General features: G+C 37.2%; 20 protein-coding genes and 1 riboswitch. All 20 genes read left to right on the top strand.

All coding sequences use genetic code 11. The features are described from left to right. Positions 1–29: 29 nt before the first annotated feature. The 20 genes from JOD29_RS11260 to atpD all read left to right on the top strand — a co-directional run bounded on the left by JOD29_RS11260 (position 30) and on the right by atpD (position 17424). Positions 30–659, top strand: a complete 630-nt coding sequence (locus JOD29_RS11260; RefSeq protein ID WP_124763405.1) for a stage II sporulation protein R — start codon at positions 30–32, stop codon at positions 657–659. Between the two features lie 103 nt (positions 660–762). Next, positions 763–1803: an L-threonylcarbamoyladenylate synthase gene (locus JOD29_RS11265; protein ID WP_124763403.1), complete on the top strand. Its 1041-nt coding sequence runs from the start codon at positions 763–765 to the stop codon at positions 1801–1803. Between the two features lie 204 nt (positions 1804–2007). After that, positions 2008–2517, top strand: coding sequence for a manganese efflux pump MntP (locus tag JOD29_RS11270; RefSeq protein ID WP_124763401.1), 510 nt, complete (start codon positions 2008–2010; stop codon positions 2515–2517). A 22-nt stretch (positions 2518–2539) separates the two neighbouring features. Continuing rightward, the gene (locus JOD29_RS11275) at positions 2540–2989 is read left to right on the top strand and encodes a low molecular weight protein arginine phosphatase (RefSeq protein WP_124763399.1); all 450 of its coding nucleotides are present in this window, start codon (positions 2540–2542) and stop codon (positions 2987–2989) included. Further along, complete coding sequence (locus JOD29_RS11280; RefSeq protein ID WP_124763397.1) at positions 2989–4287, top strand: methyl-accepting chemotaxis protein; 1299 nt, start codon at positions 2989–2991, stop codon at positions 4285–4287. The genes JOD29_RS11275 and JOD29_RS11280 overlap by 1 nt, the downstream gene beginning before the upstream one ends. Positions 4288–4601: 314 nt before the next feature. Further along, positions 4602–5039 (top strand): ribose 5-phosphate isomerase B, encoded by a 438-nt coding sequence (gene rpiB, locus JOD29_RS11285; RefSeq protein ID WP_124763395.1) that lies wholly within the window; start codon positions 4602–4604, stop codon positions 5037–5039. Positions 5040–5047: 8 nt separating this feature from the next. Then, a complete protein-coding gene (locus JOD29_RS11290; protein WP_124763393.1) occupies positions 5048–5596 on the top strand; it encodes a TIGR01440 family protein in 549 nt (182 codons plus the stop codon). Positions 5597–5708: 112 nt separating this feature from the next. After that, a complete protein-coding gene (locus JOD29_RS11295; RefSeq protein WP_124763391.1) occupies positions 5709–6968 on the top strand; it encodes a serine hydroxymethyltransferase in 1260 nt (419 codons plus the stop codon). Between the two features lie 99 nt (positions 6969–7067). Beyond that, positions 7068–7187: riboswitch (guanidine-I (ykkC/yxkD leader) on the top strand. A gap of 60 nt (positions 7188–7247) precedes the next feature. Continuing rightward, complete coding sequence (locus JOD29_RS11300; protein ID WP_124763389.1) at positions 7248–7601, top strand: DMT family transporter; 354 nt, start codon at positions 7248–7250, stop codon at positions 7599–7601. Further along, entirely contained in the window at positions 7601–7915 is a 315-nt protein-coding gene (locus JOD29_RS11305; protein WP_124763387.1) for a DMT family transporter, read from the top strand. The genes JOD29_RS11300 and JOD29_RS11305 overlap by 1 nt, the downstream gene beginning before the upstream one ends. 295 nt (positions 7916–8210) lie before the next feature. After that, a complete protein-coding gene (gene upp, locus JOD29_RS11310) occupies positions 8211–8840 on the top strand; it encodes a uracil phosphoribosyltransferase (protein ID WP_124763385.1) in 630 nt (209 codons plus the stop codon). 140 nt (positions 8841–8980) lie between these two features. Further along, the gene (gene wecB, locus JOD29_RS11315; protein WP_124763383.1) at positions 8981–10102 is read left to right on the top strand and encodes a non-hydrolyzing UDP-N-acetylglucosamine 2-epimerase; all 1122 of its coding nucleotides are present in this window, start codon (positions 8981–8983) and stop codon (positions 10100–10102) included. A gap of 497 nt (positions 10103–10599) precedes the next feature. After that, entirely contained in the window at positions 10600–10971 is a 372-nt protein-coding gene (locus JOD29_RS11320) for an ATP synthase subunit I (protein ID WP_124763381.1), read from the top strand. Between the two features lie 30 nt (positions 10972–11001). Further along, positions 11002–11715, top strand: coding sequence for a F0F1 ATP synthase subunit A (atpB, locus tag JOD29_RS11325; RefSeq protein WP_124763379.1), 714 nt, complete (start codon positions 11002–11004; stop codon positions 11713–11715). 76 nt (positions 11716–11791) lie between these two features. After that, positions 11792–12004, top strand: a complete 213-nt coding sequence (atpE, locus tag JOD29_RS11330; protein ID WP_124763377.1) for a F0F1 ATP synthase subunit C — start codon at positions 11792–11794, stop codon at positions 12002–12004. A gap of 175 nt (positions 12005–12179) precedes the next feature. Then, complete coding sequence (gene atpF / locus JOD29_RS11335) at positions 12180–12701, top strand: F0F1 ATP synthase subunit B (RefSeq protein WP_124763375.1); 522 nt, start codon at positions 12180–12182, stop codon at positions 12699–12701. Then, positions 12698–13234, top strand: coding sequence for a F0F1 ATP synthase subunit delta (locus JOD29_RS11340; RefSeq protein WP_124763373.1), 537 nt, complete (start codon positions 12698–12700; stop codon positions 13232–13234). The genes atpF and JOD29_RS11340 overlap by 4 nt, the downstream gene beginning before the upstream one ends. A gap of 30 nt (positions 13235–13264) precedes the next feature. Then, positions 13265–14773 carry a F0F1 ATP synthase subunit alpha gene (atpA, locus tag JOD29_RS11345; RefSeq protein WP_124763371.1) on the top strand — a complete coding sequence of 503 codons (1509 nt, stop codon included), beginning with the start codon at positions 13265–13267 and terminating at the stop codon, positions 14771–14773. Between the two features lie 50 nt (positions 14774–14823). Continuing rightward, on the top strand, positions 14824–15687 hold the full coding sequence (atpG, locus tag JOD29_RS11350; protein ID WP_124763369.1) for an ATP synthase F1 subunit gamma: 864 nt from the start codon (positions 14824–14826) through the stop codon (positions 15685–15687). Positions 15688–16008: 321 nt separating this feature from the next. Further along, complete coding sequence (gene atpD / locus JOD29_RS11355) at positions 16009–17424, top strand: F0F1 ATP synthase subunit beta (RefSeq protein WP_124763367.1); 1416 nt, start codon at positions 16009–16011, stop codon at positions 17422–17424. The last annotated feature ends 7 nt before the right edge of the window (positions 17425–17431 follow it).

The following is a 17431-nucleotide window of genomic DNA, read 5'->3' on the forward strand; positions in this document are numbered from 1 at the left end:
ACAATTATGATTTCAGGGAGGGATTTACAATGTTAAATGATTACGAGATTATCAGAGTTGAAAATAAAAAGAAAAGATATTATGAAAACCTTACAAGCTTACTAAAGTTGGTTGCGTGTTCTTTAGCGGTATATTGCTCGCTTTTATTAATTCCTGACTTTTTAGAAGAAGTCTATGAAACTAGAGAAAGCTTTGATGATAGTTCTTTAAAAGTACGAGTCATTGCAAATAGTAATACAAATGCAGATCAAGAGGAAAAGTTAGAGGTAGTAGAAAGTTTAGCTCCAGTTTTTAAAGAAATGAGATTAAAAAACCTTACACCAATGAGTAATGAGGAAGTTGTTCAAGAATTATCAACATTTCTAGGTAAAACTTATCCAAATTTAGATGTTAATGTTAAGGTTGGCGATCACTTAACGCCTCCAAAAATGGAGATGAACAAATTTTATCCACAAGATTATTATCAATCACTTGTGGTAACAATCGGTAGTGGACGTGGTGATAATTTCTGGTGTACGATTTTTGCAAATGTTTGTGATCGTGCAAGCGATCAAGATAAAGATGGCGAGTTAGAAGTAGCAGTTAATGATGAAAAAGAAGATGAAGAAAAAGAAGTGAAGTTCATAATTTGGGAATGGATTAAGAGCTTTTTTGCTTAACAGTTACTCACAATTTTCTGAAAGTTATACACAAATTAAGGTAAGTTGTCCACAAAATGTGCATAACTTTGTGAAAATTCAATAAAAACAAGGAGGTGGAAGGATGGAAACCATTCGAGTTATTGTGGATAACGATATGCAAAACGAAAAAGCTTATTCACAAGCTGTTGATATTCTAAATAATGGAGAGGTTGTTGCTTTTCCAACTGAAACAGTTTACGGACTTGGAGCAGTTGCAACGAATGATCAAGCAGTAAAAAAAATATTTGCAGCAAAAGGCCGTCCTTCAGACAATCCATTAATTGTACATATTGGAACAAAAGAAGAGGTACCCTATTATATAGAAGAAATCCCTGAAAAAGCGAAGGAATGTATGGATGTATTTTGGCCAGGTCCATTAACACTTGTCATGAAAGCTAAGCCTGAAATATTAGCTCCAAGTGTAACTGCTGGACTTTCAACAGTTGGAATACGAATGCCAGATCATGAAGTTGCTTTGCGACTACTCAGAAAATTAAAAAAACCAGTAGCAGCTCCAAGTGCAAACCGAAGTGGGAAACCTAGCCCAACAAAAGCAACTCATGTTGAAGAAGATCTTGAGGGGTTAATCCCATTAATCCTTGATGGTGGCACGACTGGTATTGGTCTGGAGTCAACAGTTTTAGATATGACAGTCAATCCTCCTGTCATCTTGCGTCCAGGTGGCGTTACGAAAGAAATGCTAGAACAAGTCATTGGAAAAGTAATTCAACCAACGAATGAACAACAGAAAAATGAGTCGACACCAAAAGCTCCTGGAATGAAATATACACATTATGCACCTGAAGCTCCTGTATATTTGATTGAAAAGGAAAAGGAACTTATTGAAAAAGCCATCCAAAAACTAAAAGAAGAAGGTCAGAGAGTTGCCTTGTTAGCACCGTCTGATTATTCTGATGTACAAGCAGATTATTTCTTCCCATTTGGTCATAAAGGTAATCAGGAAGAAATGGGTGCGAATTTATATGATGCCCTAAGAGCGTGTGATAAAACCAATGCAACTATTATTTTAGCAACAACCACTTCGGCAAATGGAGTAGGGGCAGCGATTATGAATCGTTTAGAAAAGGCTGCTGGTGGTAAATGGATTTCGATAGATAAGTAAATTTCATATAGTAAGTTATTAATCCTCCTATTTATTTGGAGGATTTTTTTGTTAAGAAATTTTAAAACTATGAATTACATAATTTGCAGTTTTTAACGAATACGTAATACCCCATCCATAAACAGTGGCAGACAAGAATAGACATGCTAAACAATGTTGTTAAGGCATAGACTAGTAGAAATCTAAGAAGGAAAGAGGAGCATTTTGCAAGAAATAGTAACAGGATTCATTGTGGCACTTGATGTGGTTGCTCTTTATTTATTGCTACCAGCTGTAAAACAACGATTTTTACTAGCCTTATGGACTGCGATCTTACACATGGTTTTTCCAATCATTGGGTTTACATTAGGGAATTGGATGGTTAACATTCTTTTGCAATGGTCTACGTTAATTTCGAGTATTTTACTGTTTTGTATTGGACTCCAGTTAATTTTATCGACTAGAAATCGGAAAGCTATTACTATACCAATAACAATTTTAGCGATTACTGCGAGCTTAGATACCTTTTCAGTTAGCATTTCTTTTGGTATGCTTAACTTACAAAAATATCTATTTATTATAAGTGCAGGGGTATGGACTTTTATTTTATCCTACCTTTCTTTAACTGTGGCAAGGAGTCGTTTTTCGATTCGAGGGGATTTCTTGAAATGGATTGCAGGAATAGCGCTCATAATGCTTGGCGCTTATACTTTCATTAATTACATCGATAACTAGTAGAAAGAGTGGAAAAACGAACATGAATATTTATTTTGTTTGTACTGGAAATACATGCAGAAGCCCGATGGCAGAAGCAATTTTAAAGCATAAGAATTTAGAACATATCAATGTTCGATCTGCTGGAATTTATGCATTAGAAGGAGGGGAGATTTCTGTAAATGCAAAAGCAACACTAGAAAAAGAAGGCATCAAATTTCAACATATTTCAAAACAGATTTCAATAGATGATATTGAGTGGGCAGATTTAATTTTAACGATGACTTCAGCACATAAGAATTTAATTCTCCAATCGTTTGTTCAAGCAAATGGCAAAACATTTACACTAAAAGAATATGTAGCACCATATACTTCAAAGGATGTTTCTGATCCATTTGGTGGGGACATTTATACGTATCAGTACACTTATCAAGAATTGACTAGACTAATTGACGAACTAGTAAACAAACTAAGTGGAGGTAGCGCTAATTAATGAAAAATAAATCATTTGGCCTTCGTCTCAAACTCGTATTATTTGTTGGAGTACTAGCATTAGTTACGTATTCAACAAGTTTTGTTTTTATTCATTTTATTCATGCATACTTTTTCTCTCAATTTGAATTTTTATCAAATAAAGTTTTCTTTGAAATCCTTACATATGCATTAGGTATTACTTGGTCTTGTATTTTAGCTGCAATCTTTAGTGTTGTTTTAATCAAGCCGTTACAACAATTAGAAGAAACAGCAACACGAGTGGCTGAAGGTAAAATTGGACAAGATGTGGAAATGCCAAAAACAAACGATGAAATTCGATCTGTCGCAGAGGCTTTCCAATTGATGCTTGTTAATTTACGTCAAATGGTTGAAAGTATTGAACAAAATTTCGAAAAAACAAATACCACAATCCTTGATTTGTCAGAGCAAACATCAGCAGCATCAAGAAAAGCTGATGGAATTGCTAGAACGGTAAGCCAAATTTCTCAAGGTGCAGAAGGCTCAGCAGTTGCCGTTCAAGAAACTGTTGAGGCAATAGAAGATGTACGTCTTTTAGCAACAGAAGTAAATACAAAAGCTTTAAATTCAGCCAATCAATCAAAACAAATAATTTCAAATCTAAAATTAACAACAGATTCAATTCAAGGGCTAGTCGATAGTATTCAAAAAGTTGCAGCTGGTAATCAGAATGCTCTTGAAAATATTCATCATTTAGAAAAGAATGCAGAACAAATTGAACGAATCATCGGTTTAGTTGGGGACATCGCAGCGCAGACAAATTTATTGGCACTAAACGCTTCAATTGAGGCTGCACGTGCTGGTGAGCACGGAAAAGGATTTGCTGTCGTTGCTGAAGAAGTTCGTAGTTTAGCAGATGAAAGTGCAAAAGCGGTTCAAGGAATTACAACGCTCATTAAAACAATGCAAGAGAACGTGACGATTGTAGTAAAGCAAATGAATGAACAAGTAACATTTGCGGTACAAGAATCTTCAAAAGTATCGGAAACAACTGCAACGGTTGAGGATATGGCTAACAGTGTTCGCAATATGGCTGATGCGGTAGTAGACATTTCGGCATTAGTTGAAAAACAAATGATTAACATTGAAACGACTGCTCGACAGTCACAGGAAGTTGCAGCCATTGCGCAAGAAACATCAGCGGGAGCTCAAGAAGTTCGAGGTTCTACTGAAGAACAAGCCTTTGCAATTGAACAGGTTGAAAAATTATCTCGGGATTTAAAGCGCCAATCAGAAGAGTTATATAAAATGATCCAACAGTTTGACCGTTCAAACTAACCTGACCCTCGAATGCTAAATTAGCCTTCGAGGTTTTTTAATATGCTATATTATAAGAGAACGTGGTACCCACTTAATTCAGTATTCTGAATATAATGAATGACAGTAATAGAAATCACTAAATTCCGAACTATTATGGTTTTATCGTTAATTTTTAGGTATTTTTCGATTGAAACATGAACAATGCGATGTGATTTATTTCAAATATTCGTCTCTTTTGTGATTAAAATTATATTTTTCTTTGCAAAATACGTGTTTTTCTTGTGTGATAAGTGGTAAACTGTTGTTAACAACATGAAGTAGGAGGGAAAATAGTGAAAATTGCTATTTCTTCAGATCACGGTGGGAATAATTTAAGAAAAGAAATCATGGCGCTACTAGATGAGCTAAATATAAGCTATGAAGATTTTGGTCCTACATCTTCAGATTCCGTGGATTACCCTGATTATGCAAAACCAGTTGCAGAAGGTGTTGCAAGTGGAAATTTTGATCGTGGTATTTTAATTTGTGGTACAGGCATTGGCATGTCGATCGCAGCTAATAAAGTAAAAGGAATTCGTTGTGCATTAGTTCATGACGTTTTTAGTGCAAAAGCAACGCGTTGCCATAATGATTCAAATATTTTAGCAATGGGTGAACGTGTAATTGGTCCGGGGCTTGCAAGAGAAATTGTACAAGCTTGGTTAAATACAGACTTTGAAGGCGGCCGTCATACACGCCGTGTTGAAAAGATTTCTGAACTTGAAGGGTAAGTGTCTATATGAATTCTTTACAAGATATACAAAACCAATTGTCTCAGCTACTTAGCGAATTCGAGGAACAAGTTCAATTTTTCCCAAAACAACTTTTGGTTATTGGTTGCTCAACATCAGAAATTGCGGGATCTAAAATAGGGACTGCAGGAGCAATTGAAATTGCAGAAGTGCTTTACAAAGAGTTAAAAGAGTTTGCCAAAAAACATGAGCTTTATTTGGCATTTCAAGGCTGTGAACATATAAATCGTGCATTAACACTTGAATACGAGGCGGCATTACACTACTCTTTGGAACCAGTAACGGTAGTACCTGTGAAACATGCAGGTGGTTCAATGTCAGCATATGCATTTACACAAATGGAAACCCCAGTTGTTGTAGAGCATATCCGTGCACATGCAGGAATTGATTTTGGTCAAACACTTATTGGGATGCATTTAAAAGAAGTAGCAATCCCTGTACGTACATCAGTTCGTCAAATCGGTGATGCAATTGTAACGATTGCTAAAACACGACCGAAGCTAATTGGTGGAGAAAGAGCTGTTTATATAAGATAGTGGAGTAAACAGCCACTTCTTTAATAGTAGTTTTCAGAAAAGTTTGATATAAAACCGCAATATGGGTTTTTGTCATAGATAAATACTTAAAGATTTAGGGGGATATTTTACAATGGCTTATGAAAAACTAGCAGCACAAGATCAAGCAGTACTAGCGGGGATTTTAGAGGAGAAAAAACGTCAACAAGCTAATATCGAATTAATTGCATCAGAAAATATAGTATCTCAAGCAGTAATGGAAGCACAAGGTTCTGTTTTAACAAACAAGTATGCAGAAGGATATCCAGGTAAACGCTACTATGGCGGATGTGAGCATGTAGACGTAGTAGAAGATATCGCTCGTGATCGTGCGAAAGAGATTTTTGGTGCAGAATATGCGAACGTTCAACCGCACTCTGGTGCACAAGCTAACATGGCTGTATACTACACAATTCTTGAACCAGGTGATACTGTTTTAGGTATGAACCTTTCTCATGGTGGTCACTTAACTCACGGTTCACCAGTTAACTTCTCTGGTGTTCAATATAACTTCGTTGAATATGGCGTTACAAAAGATACAAATGTAATCGATTATGAAGATGTACGTGCAAAAGCTTTAGAACATAAACCGAAGTTAATTGTGGCTGGTGCTTCTGCATACCCACGTGAAATTGACTTCAAAAAATTCCGTGAAATCGCTGACGAAATCGGTGCATATTTCATGGTGGATATGGCACACATTGCTGGTCTTGTTGCTGCTGGTGAACATCCATCTCCAGTTCCATATGCTGACTTTGTAACTTCAACTACACATAAAACATTACGTGGTCCACGTGGTGGTTTAATTTTAGCTTCAAAAGAATGGGAAGCAAAATTAAATAAATCTGTATTCCCTGGAATTCAAGGTGGCCCATTAATGCACGTGATCGCTGCTAAAGCTGTAGCATTCGGCGAAGCATTACAACCTGAATTTAAAGAGTATGCTAAACAAATTAAAGCAAACGCTAAAGTACTAGCTGAAACATTAAGCAATGAAGGATTAGAAATCGTATCTGGTGGTACAGATAACCACTTATTATTAGTTAACGTAAAATCAGTTGGTTTAACTGGTAAAGTGGCAGAACATGTACTTGATGCAGTTGGAATTACAACAAACAAAAACACAATTCCTTACGATGAAGAAAAACCATTCGTAACTTCTGGTATCCGTCTTGGGACAGCTGCTGTAACGAGCCGTGGATTCAAAGAAGAAGACTTAAAAGAAGTTGGTTTAATTATTGCAAAACTTCTTAAAAACCCAGAAGACGAAGCAACAAAACAAGAAGCTTCAAACCGAGTAAAAGCTTTAACTGACAAATATCCAATTTACGAAGATTTAGTGACAAACTACTAAACCAATAGTTTAAGCAATTGTCGAGTAAAAAGTAATTTGATATAATCGAATTCAACATTAGCTCTGTCAATTAAATAAAGAGGTTGTCAATTCAACCTAAATTATGTTTTCTAGGGTTCCGTAACATTCGTTAGTCTGGACCGAGAGAAAACTCATGGAATGCATTACGCAAATGCGTAATTGCTAACCGTGCCACGGAAGGATAAAAGCCTGGGAGATACATTAATGTGTCTCTTAGGCTTTTTTTATGTTGAGAAATTATTTAGGAGGATAAAATAATTGAACACATATTGGATACAAGTCGTAATTGGTGCAGTGTTCGAAGTGTTTTGGGCCATAGGTTTAAAGCATGCCTATGACTTCTGGACATGGACTGGGACGTTCATCGCTATAATATTAAGCTTTTATTTTATGTTAAAGGCTAGTAGTAAACTACCTGTAGGGTCGGTTTATGCTGTCTTTGTAGGGTTAGGGACAGCAGGAACAGTAATAGTAGATTTCCTCTTTTTCGGAGAACCATTTAGTCTAGTAAAAGTTTTATTACTACTACTATTACTAGTAGGTGTAGTTGGTTTGAAATTATTGAGTGGGGAAAGTGAAGCCGAAAAGGTAGAGGAAGGTGAAACAAACTAATGGCATGGGGATATTTAATTATTGCTGGTTTATTTGAAATGTTTTCAGTAATCATGATTAACAAAATGTACGTAGATCGTAATTGGAAGCCTGCAGTCATGATGGTTTTAGGCTTTTGCATGAGTTTCTTCTTACTTTCCTTAGCGATGCAAAGCTTGTCAGTGGGAACTGCATATGCAATTTGGACAGGGATTGGTGCATCAGGAGGAGCAATCTTTGGCATGCTATTTTATAACGAGTCCAAAGACTGGAGAAGAATTGCCTGTATTGCCTTGATCATTAGCGCAACAATAGGATTAAAATTAGTTTCCTAAACCCTTTTTTGGACCACTCTTGATTAGTTTATTTAAGATCGCTAGGGTTTTTTGCCCCTCGGTACTCGTCACAGAAAAGAATTTTACTCCTGTGGTTTCTTAAAGTTAATAGTTTGTCTTAAAGTGGCTTTTCACGAATCCACATCACATTGTTAAAACTATTCGTAATTTTGTTTTATGTTGTCGAAATTTCTGCTATACTATTTTGGATACATTGGGCTTTACTGACGATTCTTTAATATGGATTGTCATTTTTCAAGGCAAAAGATTTAGTAACGGTTAGGAGAGAACCATTTTGAGTAAAGTTTATGTTTTTGACCACCCATTAATCCAACATAAGTTGACGTATATTCGTGATAAAAACACTGGTACAAAAGAATTTCGTGAGCTTGTAGATGAAGTAGCTACATTGATGGCGTTTGAAATTACACGAGACATGCCTCTTGTAGAAATTGATACTGAAACACCAATCCAAACAGCAAAAACAAAAGTGTTAGCTGGTAAAAAGTTAGCCATCGTTCCAATCTTACGTGCAGGTTTGGGAATGGTAGAAGGTGTATTAAAACTAATTCCTGCCGCAAAAGTAGGACATGTTGGTTTATATCGTGATCCTGAAACGTTAAAACCGATTGAATATTATGTGAAACTTCCTGCAGATGTGGAAGAACGCGATTTTATCTTAGTTGACCCAATGCTAGCTACTGGTGGATCAGCTGTAGAAGCTATCAACTCATTGAAAAAACGTGGTGCAAAACACATTAAATTTATGTGCTTAATTGCAGCTCCAGAAGGTGTTGAAGCAATTCAAGAGGCACATCCAGATGTAGATATCTATATCGCTGCACTTGATGAGAAATTAAACGACCACGGTTATATTATTCCAGGGCTAGGCGATGCAGGAGATCGTTTGTTCGGAACAAAATAATTATGTGTTAACTATATTGTTAGCCTCAATATAACTTTATATATTGAAGAATATTGAGGTTAACAAAACATTTAATAATGCCACTCTATTAAGGGGCAGCGATAATTATTTTTTATTATAGATAAGGAGTGAGATTTCCATTGAGTAAAAAGTGGAAAGTAATGACGATTTTCGGTACAAGACCTGAAGCAATTAAAATGGCTCCTCTTGTTCTTGAACTAAATAAGCATACAGATAAAATCGAGTCGATTGTTACTGTAACTGCACAACATCGTCAAATGCTTGACCAAGTTTTAGAAACTTTTGAAATTACCCCAAATTATGATTTAAATATAATGAAGGATCGTCAAACATTAATTGACGTTACAACTAATGCGCTTCAGGGACTAGATCGTGTTATGAAGGAAGCTAAACCGGATATCGTGCTTGTTCACGGAGATACTTCAACAACTTTTGTGGGAAGCTTAGCTGCTTTTTATAATCAAATAGCGATTGGCCATGTAGAAGCGGGACTAAGAACAGGTAATAAATATTCTCCGTATCCAGAAGAAATGAACCGTCAGCTTACAGGTGTAATGGCTGATTTACATTTTGCTCCAACAGAACAATCAAAACAAAATCTCCTAATAGAAAATAAAAAAGAAAATTCTATTTTTGTGACAGGAAATACTGCAATCGATGCATTAAAAACGACAGTTCAGGAACAATATAATCATCCGGTTTTAGAAAAAATAGGTGATGATCGGATGATTTTACTAACAGCTCATCGACGTGAAAATTTAGGTGAACCGATGCGTCATATGTTCCGAGCAATTAAACGATTGTTACAAGAACATGATGATGTACAAGTTGTATATCCTGTACACTTAAATCCGGCAGTTCGTGAAGTTGCAAACGAAATTCTAGGAAATGACCAAAGAATCCATTTAATTGAACCTCTGGAAGTATTTGATTTCCATAATTTTGCTGCCCGTTCTTATATGATTCTGACTGATTCTGGTGGCGTACAGGAAGAAGCTCCATCATTAGGGAAACCAGTTCTTGTGCTTCGAGATACAACAGAACGACCAGAAGGTATAGCTGCGGGAACTTTAAAACTCGCTGGAACGGAAGAAGAAACGATCTATCAATTAGCAAAAGAATTGTTAGAAGACGAACAAGCATACTTAAAAATGTCTCAAGCATCGAATCCATATGGAGATGGTCATGCATCAAGAAGAATCGTAGACGCGCTGATTAGTTTCTTTGAAAAAAGTAAATAATACTCATATATTTTCTTAGAAAAGCAATTTATGTCTATGAGGAAGAAAAAATAGTAAAAAACTAAGATTTCAATGTAAGAAAACCCACTTCACATATTTGTCAATATTTTGACAAGATTAGTGTAGTTGTGAAGTTTTTCACCTGAACCAATTGACATCAAAATGACCCTATTGTATGCTTACAAAGGGTAATAATGATAAGGGTTTCACATAGTATTATGTGCTCGAAACACTTGTTATATCAAGTTTCTACTAGATTGACAGTTCATACTTTTTGAGTGTCAATTTGCAACGTTTTTCAGACGTCTGATTACAAGAGCATGACAACGGTCGAATTTTGTATAAGAGAAAATTCTTACATATGCGAGGATTTTTTACTACTTCTTAGACTAAATGCTACTATATGAAAACCGTTTGTAGTGCATTCACTACACTTGATATTTCACTACATGGCAAAAGTATCTTTACTCGAAAAAACATCCAGGAGATTAAGACCAATGCTAGATTTGCATCAAATTTTTTCTATGCAGAAGAAAGCGTTATTTTTTTTGTTCGCTCTCTGTGCATTAGGATGGGGATTTACGCCCTATCAATCAATCTTTTTAGGGATTGGGTTGGGTGCTTTCTTTGGAACTTACAACTTTTGGATACTCGTTCGACGTATGGACAAGTTTGATTCTTCCATTAGTGAAGGGAAAAGAGTAGTATCCCTCGGTTCAGCTTTGCGTTTTGGATCAGGTGTTGCGGCAGTAGCTATTGCCATTACGTTGCCACAATATTTCCATTTAGTTAGCACAGTTATTGGGCTAATGATACCGTACGTCTTCCTCGTAATCGGGGCGATCGTATATTCAGTAAAAAACAAATAAGGTGCACTGGAAAGTGAGGTGAATGCAAGAATGAATCATGGAGCTCCAGAGCTTACGATTGGTTTCTTAACGTTTAACTTATCTACAGTCCTAATGCTTATCGTTTCAGCAGTTATTGTGTTTTTAATCGCATTTATTGCAACACGTAACTTAAAGTTAAAGCCAACTGGCATGCAAAACTTTATGGAATGGGTTATGGATTTCGTTAAAGGAATCATTAACAGTAATATGGACTGGAAAACAGGCGGTCGATTCCACGTATTAGGTCTTACACTTATTATGTTTATCGCTGTCTCAAACTTATTAGGTTTACCACTTGGGGGACTTACCATCAACCACGAGTTGTGGTGGAAATCACCAACAGCTGACCCTACTGTTACATTAACATTAGCGTCAATGGTAACCGTGCTTTCAACATACTATGGAATTAAATTACATGGTACAGGACACTATATTAAAGGGTTCTTCCAACCAATGTCGTTTATGTTCCCATTAAAGATTATTGAAGAGTTTGCAAACACATTAACATTAGGTTTGCGTCTTTACGGTAACATTTACGCGGGTGAGATTTTACTAGGCCTATTAGCTGGCTTAGCTGGCTCAAGTGTTTTAGGATTCTTTGGTGCAATCATTCCGATGATGGCATGGCAAGGATTCTCGATTTTCATTGGCTTTATCCAAGCCTTCATTTTCACTATGTTAACAATGGTTTACTTATCTCACAAAGTGAGTACAGACCATTAATAATAAAGCGTTTAGTGTATGACATTATTCAGCTTAAAAAACAAAAAAACAAACAATTCCAAGGAGGATTTTTTCAATGGGTTTATTAGCAGCAGCAATCGCAATCGGTTTAGGTGCACTTGGTGCAGGTATTGGTAACGGTCTTATTGTATCACGTACAGTAGAGGGGATCGCTCGTCAACCAGAAGCAAAAGGCGTTCTTCAAACTACAATGTTCATCGGGGTAGCGTTAGTAGAGGCCCTACCTATCATCGCTGTAGTAGTAGCATTTATCGTAATGAACCGATAATTGACTGGTTTAGTGTAAAAGTGGCGAAGAGTATTCCACAAAGAAGAAACTTCGCCATTCCTTTTGTATGAAATAGAAGTTTTTCTATATAAATGTTTTATTAAAAATGAATGTAATGAAATTCTTATTATAGATAAGATTTGATACTTAAGCTCTTGAAGGGAGTGAAACAATCGTGGGTTTAGATTATCTAGTACTAGGTGCTGAAGGTCTATCATTTAACGGTGGAGACGTTCTTGCGACTCTTGTGATATTCCTTATTTTAATGGCCGTATTAAAGAAAGTTGCTTGGGGTCCATTAATGGGCATTATGCAACAACGTGAAGAATTAGTAGCTAGCGAAATCGATGCGGCTGAAAAAGCTCGCAAAGAGTCAGCTAAAACTTTAGAAGAACAAAAAACTCTTTTAAAAGAAGCACGTACAGAAGCACAAGCAATTATTGAAGGTGCTAAAAAACAAGGCGAAGTTCAACGTGAGGAAATCATCACTGCTGCTCGTGCAGAAGCAACTCGTCTAAAAGATTCAGCTGTTCGAGAAATCGAAACTGAAAAAGAAAAAGCAATCGCTGCAGTACGTGAAGAAGTGGTTTCACTATCAGTTCTTGCTGCATCTAAAGTCCTTGAGAAAGAAATTTCTGAAGCAGACAATAGTGCATTAATTAAAGAAACGATTGCGAAGGCAGGCGAAGCGAAATGAGTCAATCGACTGTAGCTAAACGTTATGCAGGAGCATTGTTTCAATTAGCTTTAGAACAAAAAACTGTTGCTGAAGTGAACGCAGATCTTCAGGAGTTAGTGAAAGTATTTGAAACTACTCCAGAAATCCTATCATTATTAGCAACTCCTAAATTCTCAATTCAACGTAAAAAAGAAATCGTTGCTGAAATTTTCTCAAATGCAAATCCAGCGGTTGTTAACGTACTTCAATTACTTATTGATAAAAAGCGCGTAAACGAAGCTTTAAATTTAGCAAGCGAATTCGAAAAATTAGCAGCAGAAGCACAAGGCTTTTCTGCAGCAACTGTTTTCTCTACTCGTGAACTTACTGAACAAGAAAAAGAAGAAATTTCTACTTCATTCGGTAAACTAGTTGGGAAAGAAAAACTTAACATTACAAATGTAATCGAACCATCATTACTTGGTGGCGTTCGTGTTCAAATCGGTAACTACATTTTTGATAACACTATAGCAAACAAGCTAGAGAATCTTAAACGTACGTTAGTTGGTTAATCAAAAATAGAAATGTGAGAGGTGACATTCATGGGCATCAAAGCTGAAGAAATCAGCGTGCTGATCAAAAAGCAGATTGAAAACTACCAATCTGAATTAAACGTAAGCGAAGTTGGTACAGTAATCACAGTAGGTGACGGTATCGCTCGTGCTCATGGCCTCGACAACGTCATGTCTGGAGAATTATTAGAGTTCTCTAACGGTGTTATGGGTATGGCACAAAACCTAGAAGAAGGAAACGTTGGTATCATCATTTTAGGTTCATACTTAGGCATTAAAGAAGGCGATGAAGTACGTCGAACTGGCCGTATTATGCAAGTACCAGTTGGTGAAGAACTAATTGGTCGCGTTGTTAACCCACTTGGTCAACCAGTGGATGGACAAGGCCCAATCAATACTACAAAAACTCGTCCAATCGAAAGCCCAGCTTTCGGTGTAATGGCTCGTAAATCAGTACATGAACCATTACAAACTGGGATCAAAGCGATTGACGCTCTTGTACCAATCGGTCGTGGTCAACGTGAGTTAATCATTGGTGACCGTCAAGTTGGTAAAACTTCTGTAGCAATCGACACAATCCTTAACCAAGCAGACCAAGATATGATTTGTATCTACGTTGCAATTGGTCAAAAAGAATCTACAGTACGTGGAGTTGTAGAAACTCTTCGTAAGCATGGTGCTTTAGATTACTCAATCGTAGTAACTGCATCTGCTTCTCAACCAGCTCCATTATTATACTTAGCTCCTTACGCTGGTGTATCAATGGCTGAAGAGTTCATGTTACAAGGTAAACACGTATTAATCGTATATGATGATTTATCAAAACAAGCTGCTGCTTACCGTGAACTTTCATTATTATTACGTCGTCCTCCAGGTCGTGAAGCTTACCCTGGTGACGTATTCTACTTACACAGTCGTTTATTAGAGCGTGCTGCGAAGTTAAATGAAACTTACAAAAACGGTTCGATCACAGCACTTCCATTCGTTGAGACTCAAGCTGGGGATATCTCTGCATACATCCCAACTAACGTAATCTCAATCACTGATGGACAAATCTTCTTACAATCTGACCTATTCCACTCAGGTGTACGTCCAGCGATTAACGCCGGTTTATCAGTATCTCGTGTAGGTGGTTCAGCTCAAATTAAAGCAATGAAAAAAGTTGCGGGTACACTACGTCTTGACTTAGCTGCATTCCGTGAACTTGAATCATTTGCTCAATTCGGTTCAGATTTAGATAAAGCAACTCTTGCAAAACTTGAACGTGGTAAACGTACGGTTGAAGTTTTAAAACAAGACCTTAACAAACCAATTAAAGTTGAAAAGCAAGTTACTATTCTTTACGCACTTACTCGTGGTTTCTTAGATGATATCCCAGTACAAGATATCACTCGTTTTGAAGCTGAATTATATAGTTTCTTAGATGTTAACCACACAAACATTTTAGATCATATCCGTACTACTAAAGAACTTCCTTCTGATGATGATATGGCAACTGCAATTAACGCTTTCAAAAAGACTTTTGCTAAATCAGAATAAGTTTGAACTCGTTCGAATGTGATTAAAAATGAAAAGGTGGTGAAATACCAGTGGCAAATTTACGCGATATAAAAAATCGTATTAATTCTACGAAGAAAACGAAAGCAATGACGAAAGCAATGCAAATGGTTTCTGCTTCAAAGAAAAACCGAGCAGAAGCAAACGCTAAATCGTACGTTCCTTATATGGAAAAAGTACAAGACGTTGTAGCTGCAATCGCTTCAGGCGCATCTGATGCTACACATCCTATGTTAGTATCTCGTCCTGTTAAGAAAACAGCTTATATTGTAATCGGTTCTGACCGTGGTCTTGCTGGAGCTTATAACTCAAGTATTTTACGTGAATTAAGTCGTACTTTAAGCGAACGTCACAGTTCAAAAGACGAATATGTGATCTTAGCTATTGGACGTGTTCCTCGTGATTACTTCGTTAAACGTGGACATAACGTTATTGCTGACATTATTGGTTTACCTGACCAACCTAGTTTTGCAGACGTTAAACAAATCGCTCGAAAAGCTGTTGGTATGTTCGCTGATGGTACATATGATGAACTTTATATGTACTATAACCACTTTGTCAGTGTTATTTCACAAGAAGTTACTGAGAAAAAGGTATTACCAATTACAGATTTAGCACCAGCTAGTGAAGGGCTTTCGGCTTCTTATGAATTCGAGCCATCAGCTGAAGCAATTCTAGAAGTATTGCTACCACAATATGCAGAAAGCTTAATCTACGGTGCTCTATTAGATGGTAAAGCTAGTGAACATGCTGCTCGTATGACAGCGATGAAAGCTGCAACTGATAACGCTTCTGATCTTATCAGCAACTTATCACTTGTTTATAACCGTGCGCGTCAAGCGGCGATTACACAAGAAATTACTGAAATCGTTGGTGGAGCTGCAGCCTTAGAATAGGCTTAGCCACTTGCGTCGTATAAAAAAGAAAAGTGAAGCTCGTTCGCTTAGCCTCGACAAGCGTTGGAGAAACCTGACAAGTATGCTTGCATACGTAAGAAGGTTTTGAAACGACTCGAGAGGCTAACGTGCGGAGCTAGACAAAAGAAAAGCGAAGCACGTTATGCAGTTTTAGTTTATGAGTTTACCTTGTTGGGTGCACACACAAGGATCATCTTTGACTAAAGCTGCTAACCGCTCTTGCTTAAAAGAAGAAAGTGTGCGCATACATATACATATGCGTGAAACTAGGCACCAAACTCGATAGGAGGGTACACAGAAATGAACACAGGACATGTTATTCAAGTAATGGGTCCAGTTGTTGACGTAAAATTCAGCAACGGTCAATTACCAGCAATCTATAACGCTTTAACTGTTAAGATTGAACGTCCAAATGCAGAAGCAGAAACTTTAACTTTAGAAGTTGCTCTTCACTTAGGTGACGATTCTGTCCGCACAATTGCCATGTCATCTACTGACGGCTTACAACGTGGTGCAGAAGTTACAGACTTAGGAAATCCAATCTCTGTACCAGTTGGTGACGTAACATTAGGACGCGTATTCAACGTACTAGGAGACGTTATTGACTTAGGAGAAGAAATCCCAGCGGCAGCTCGTCGTGATGCAATTCACCGTCAAGCTCCAAAATTTGAAGAATTAACTACAGAGGTTCAAATCCTTGAAACAGGTATCAAAGTAGTTGACTTATTAGCTCCTTATATCAAAGGTGGTAAAGTAGGTCTATTCGGTGGTGCCGGTGTAGGTAAAACTGTATTAATTCAAGAATTAATTAACAACATCGCTCAAGGTCATGGTGGTATTTCGGTATTCGCGGGTGTAGGTGAACGTACTCGTGAAGGTAATGACTTATACTACGAAATGAGTGACTCTGGCGTTATCGCTAAAACTTCAATGGTATTCGGACAAATGAACGAGCCACCTGGAGCACGTATGCGCGTTGCTTTAACTGGTCTTACAATGGCTGAATACTTCCGTGATGAACAAGGTCAAGACGTACTTTTATTCATCGATAACATTTTCCGTTTCACTCAAGCAGGTTCTGAGGTATCAGCGTTATTAGGTCGTATGCCATCTGCCGTTGGTTACCAACCAACTCTTGCAACTGAAATGGGTAACTTACAAGAACGTATTACTTCTACAAACAAAGGTTCTGTTACATCTATCCAAGCGATTTATGTACCAGCCGATGACTATACTGACCCAGCTCCAGCAACAACTTTCGCTCACTTAGACGCAACTACTAACTTAGAGCGTAAATTATCTGAGATGGGTATCTACCCTGCGGTGGATCCACTTGCTTCAACTTCTCGTGCTTTATCACCTGAAATTGTTGGTGAAGAACACTATAACGTTGCTCGTCAAGTTCAAATGACTTTACAACGTTATAATGAATTACAAGATATCATCGCGATCCTAGGTATGGATGAGTTATCTGATGAAGATAAGCAAACTGTAGAACGTGCTCGTCGTATTCAATTCTTCTTATCTCAAAACTTCCACGTAGCGGAACAATTCACTGGCCAAAAAGGTTCATTTGTTCACGTTAAAGATACAGTACGTAGCTTTAAGGAAATTCTTGAAGGTAAATACGACCACTTACCAGAAGATGCTTTCCGTTTAGTAGGTAGCATTGAAGATGTAATTGAAAAAGCGAAAAGCATGGGCGTAGAGGTATAACACTAGG

Source organism: Lysinibacillus composti, from assembly GCF_016908465.1.
Classification (GTDB): Bacteria; Bacillota; Bacilli; order Bacillales_A; family Planococcaceae; genus Ureibacillus; species Ureibacillus composti_A.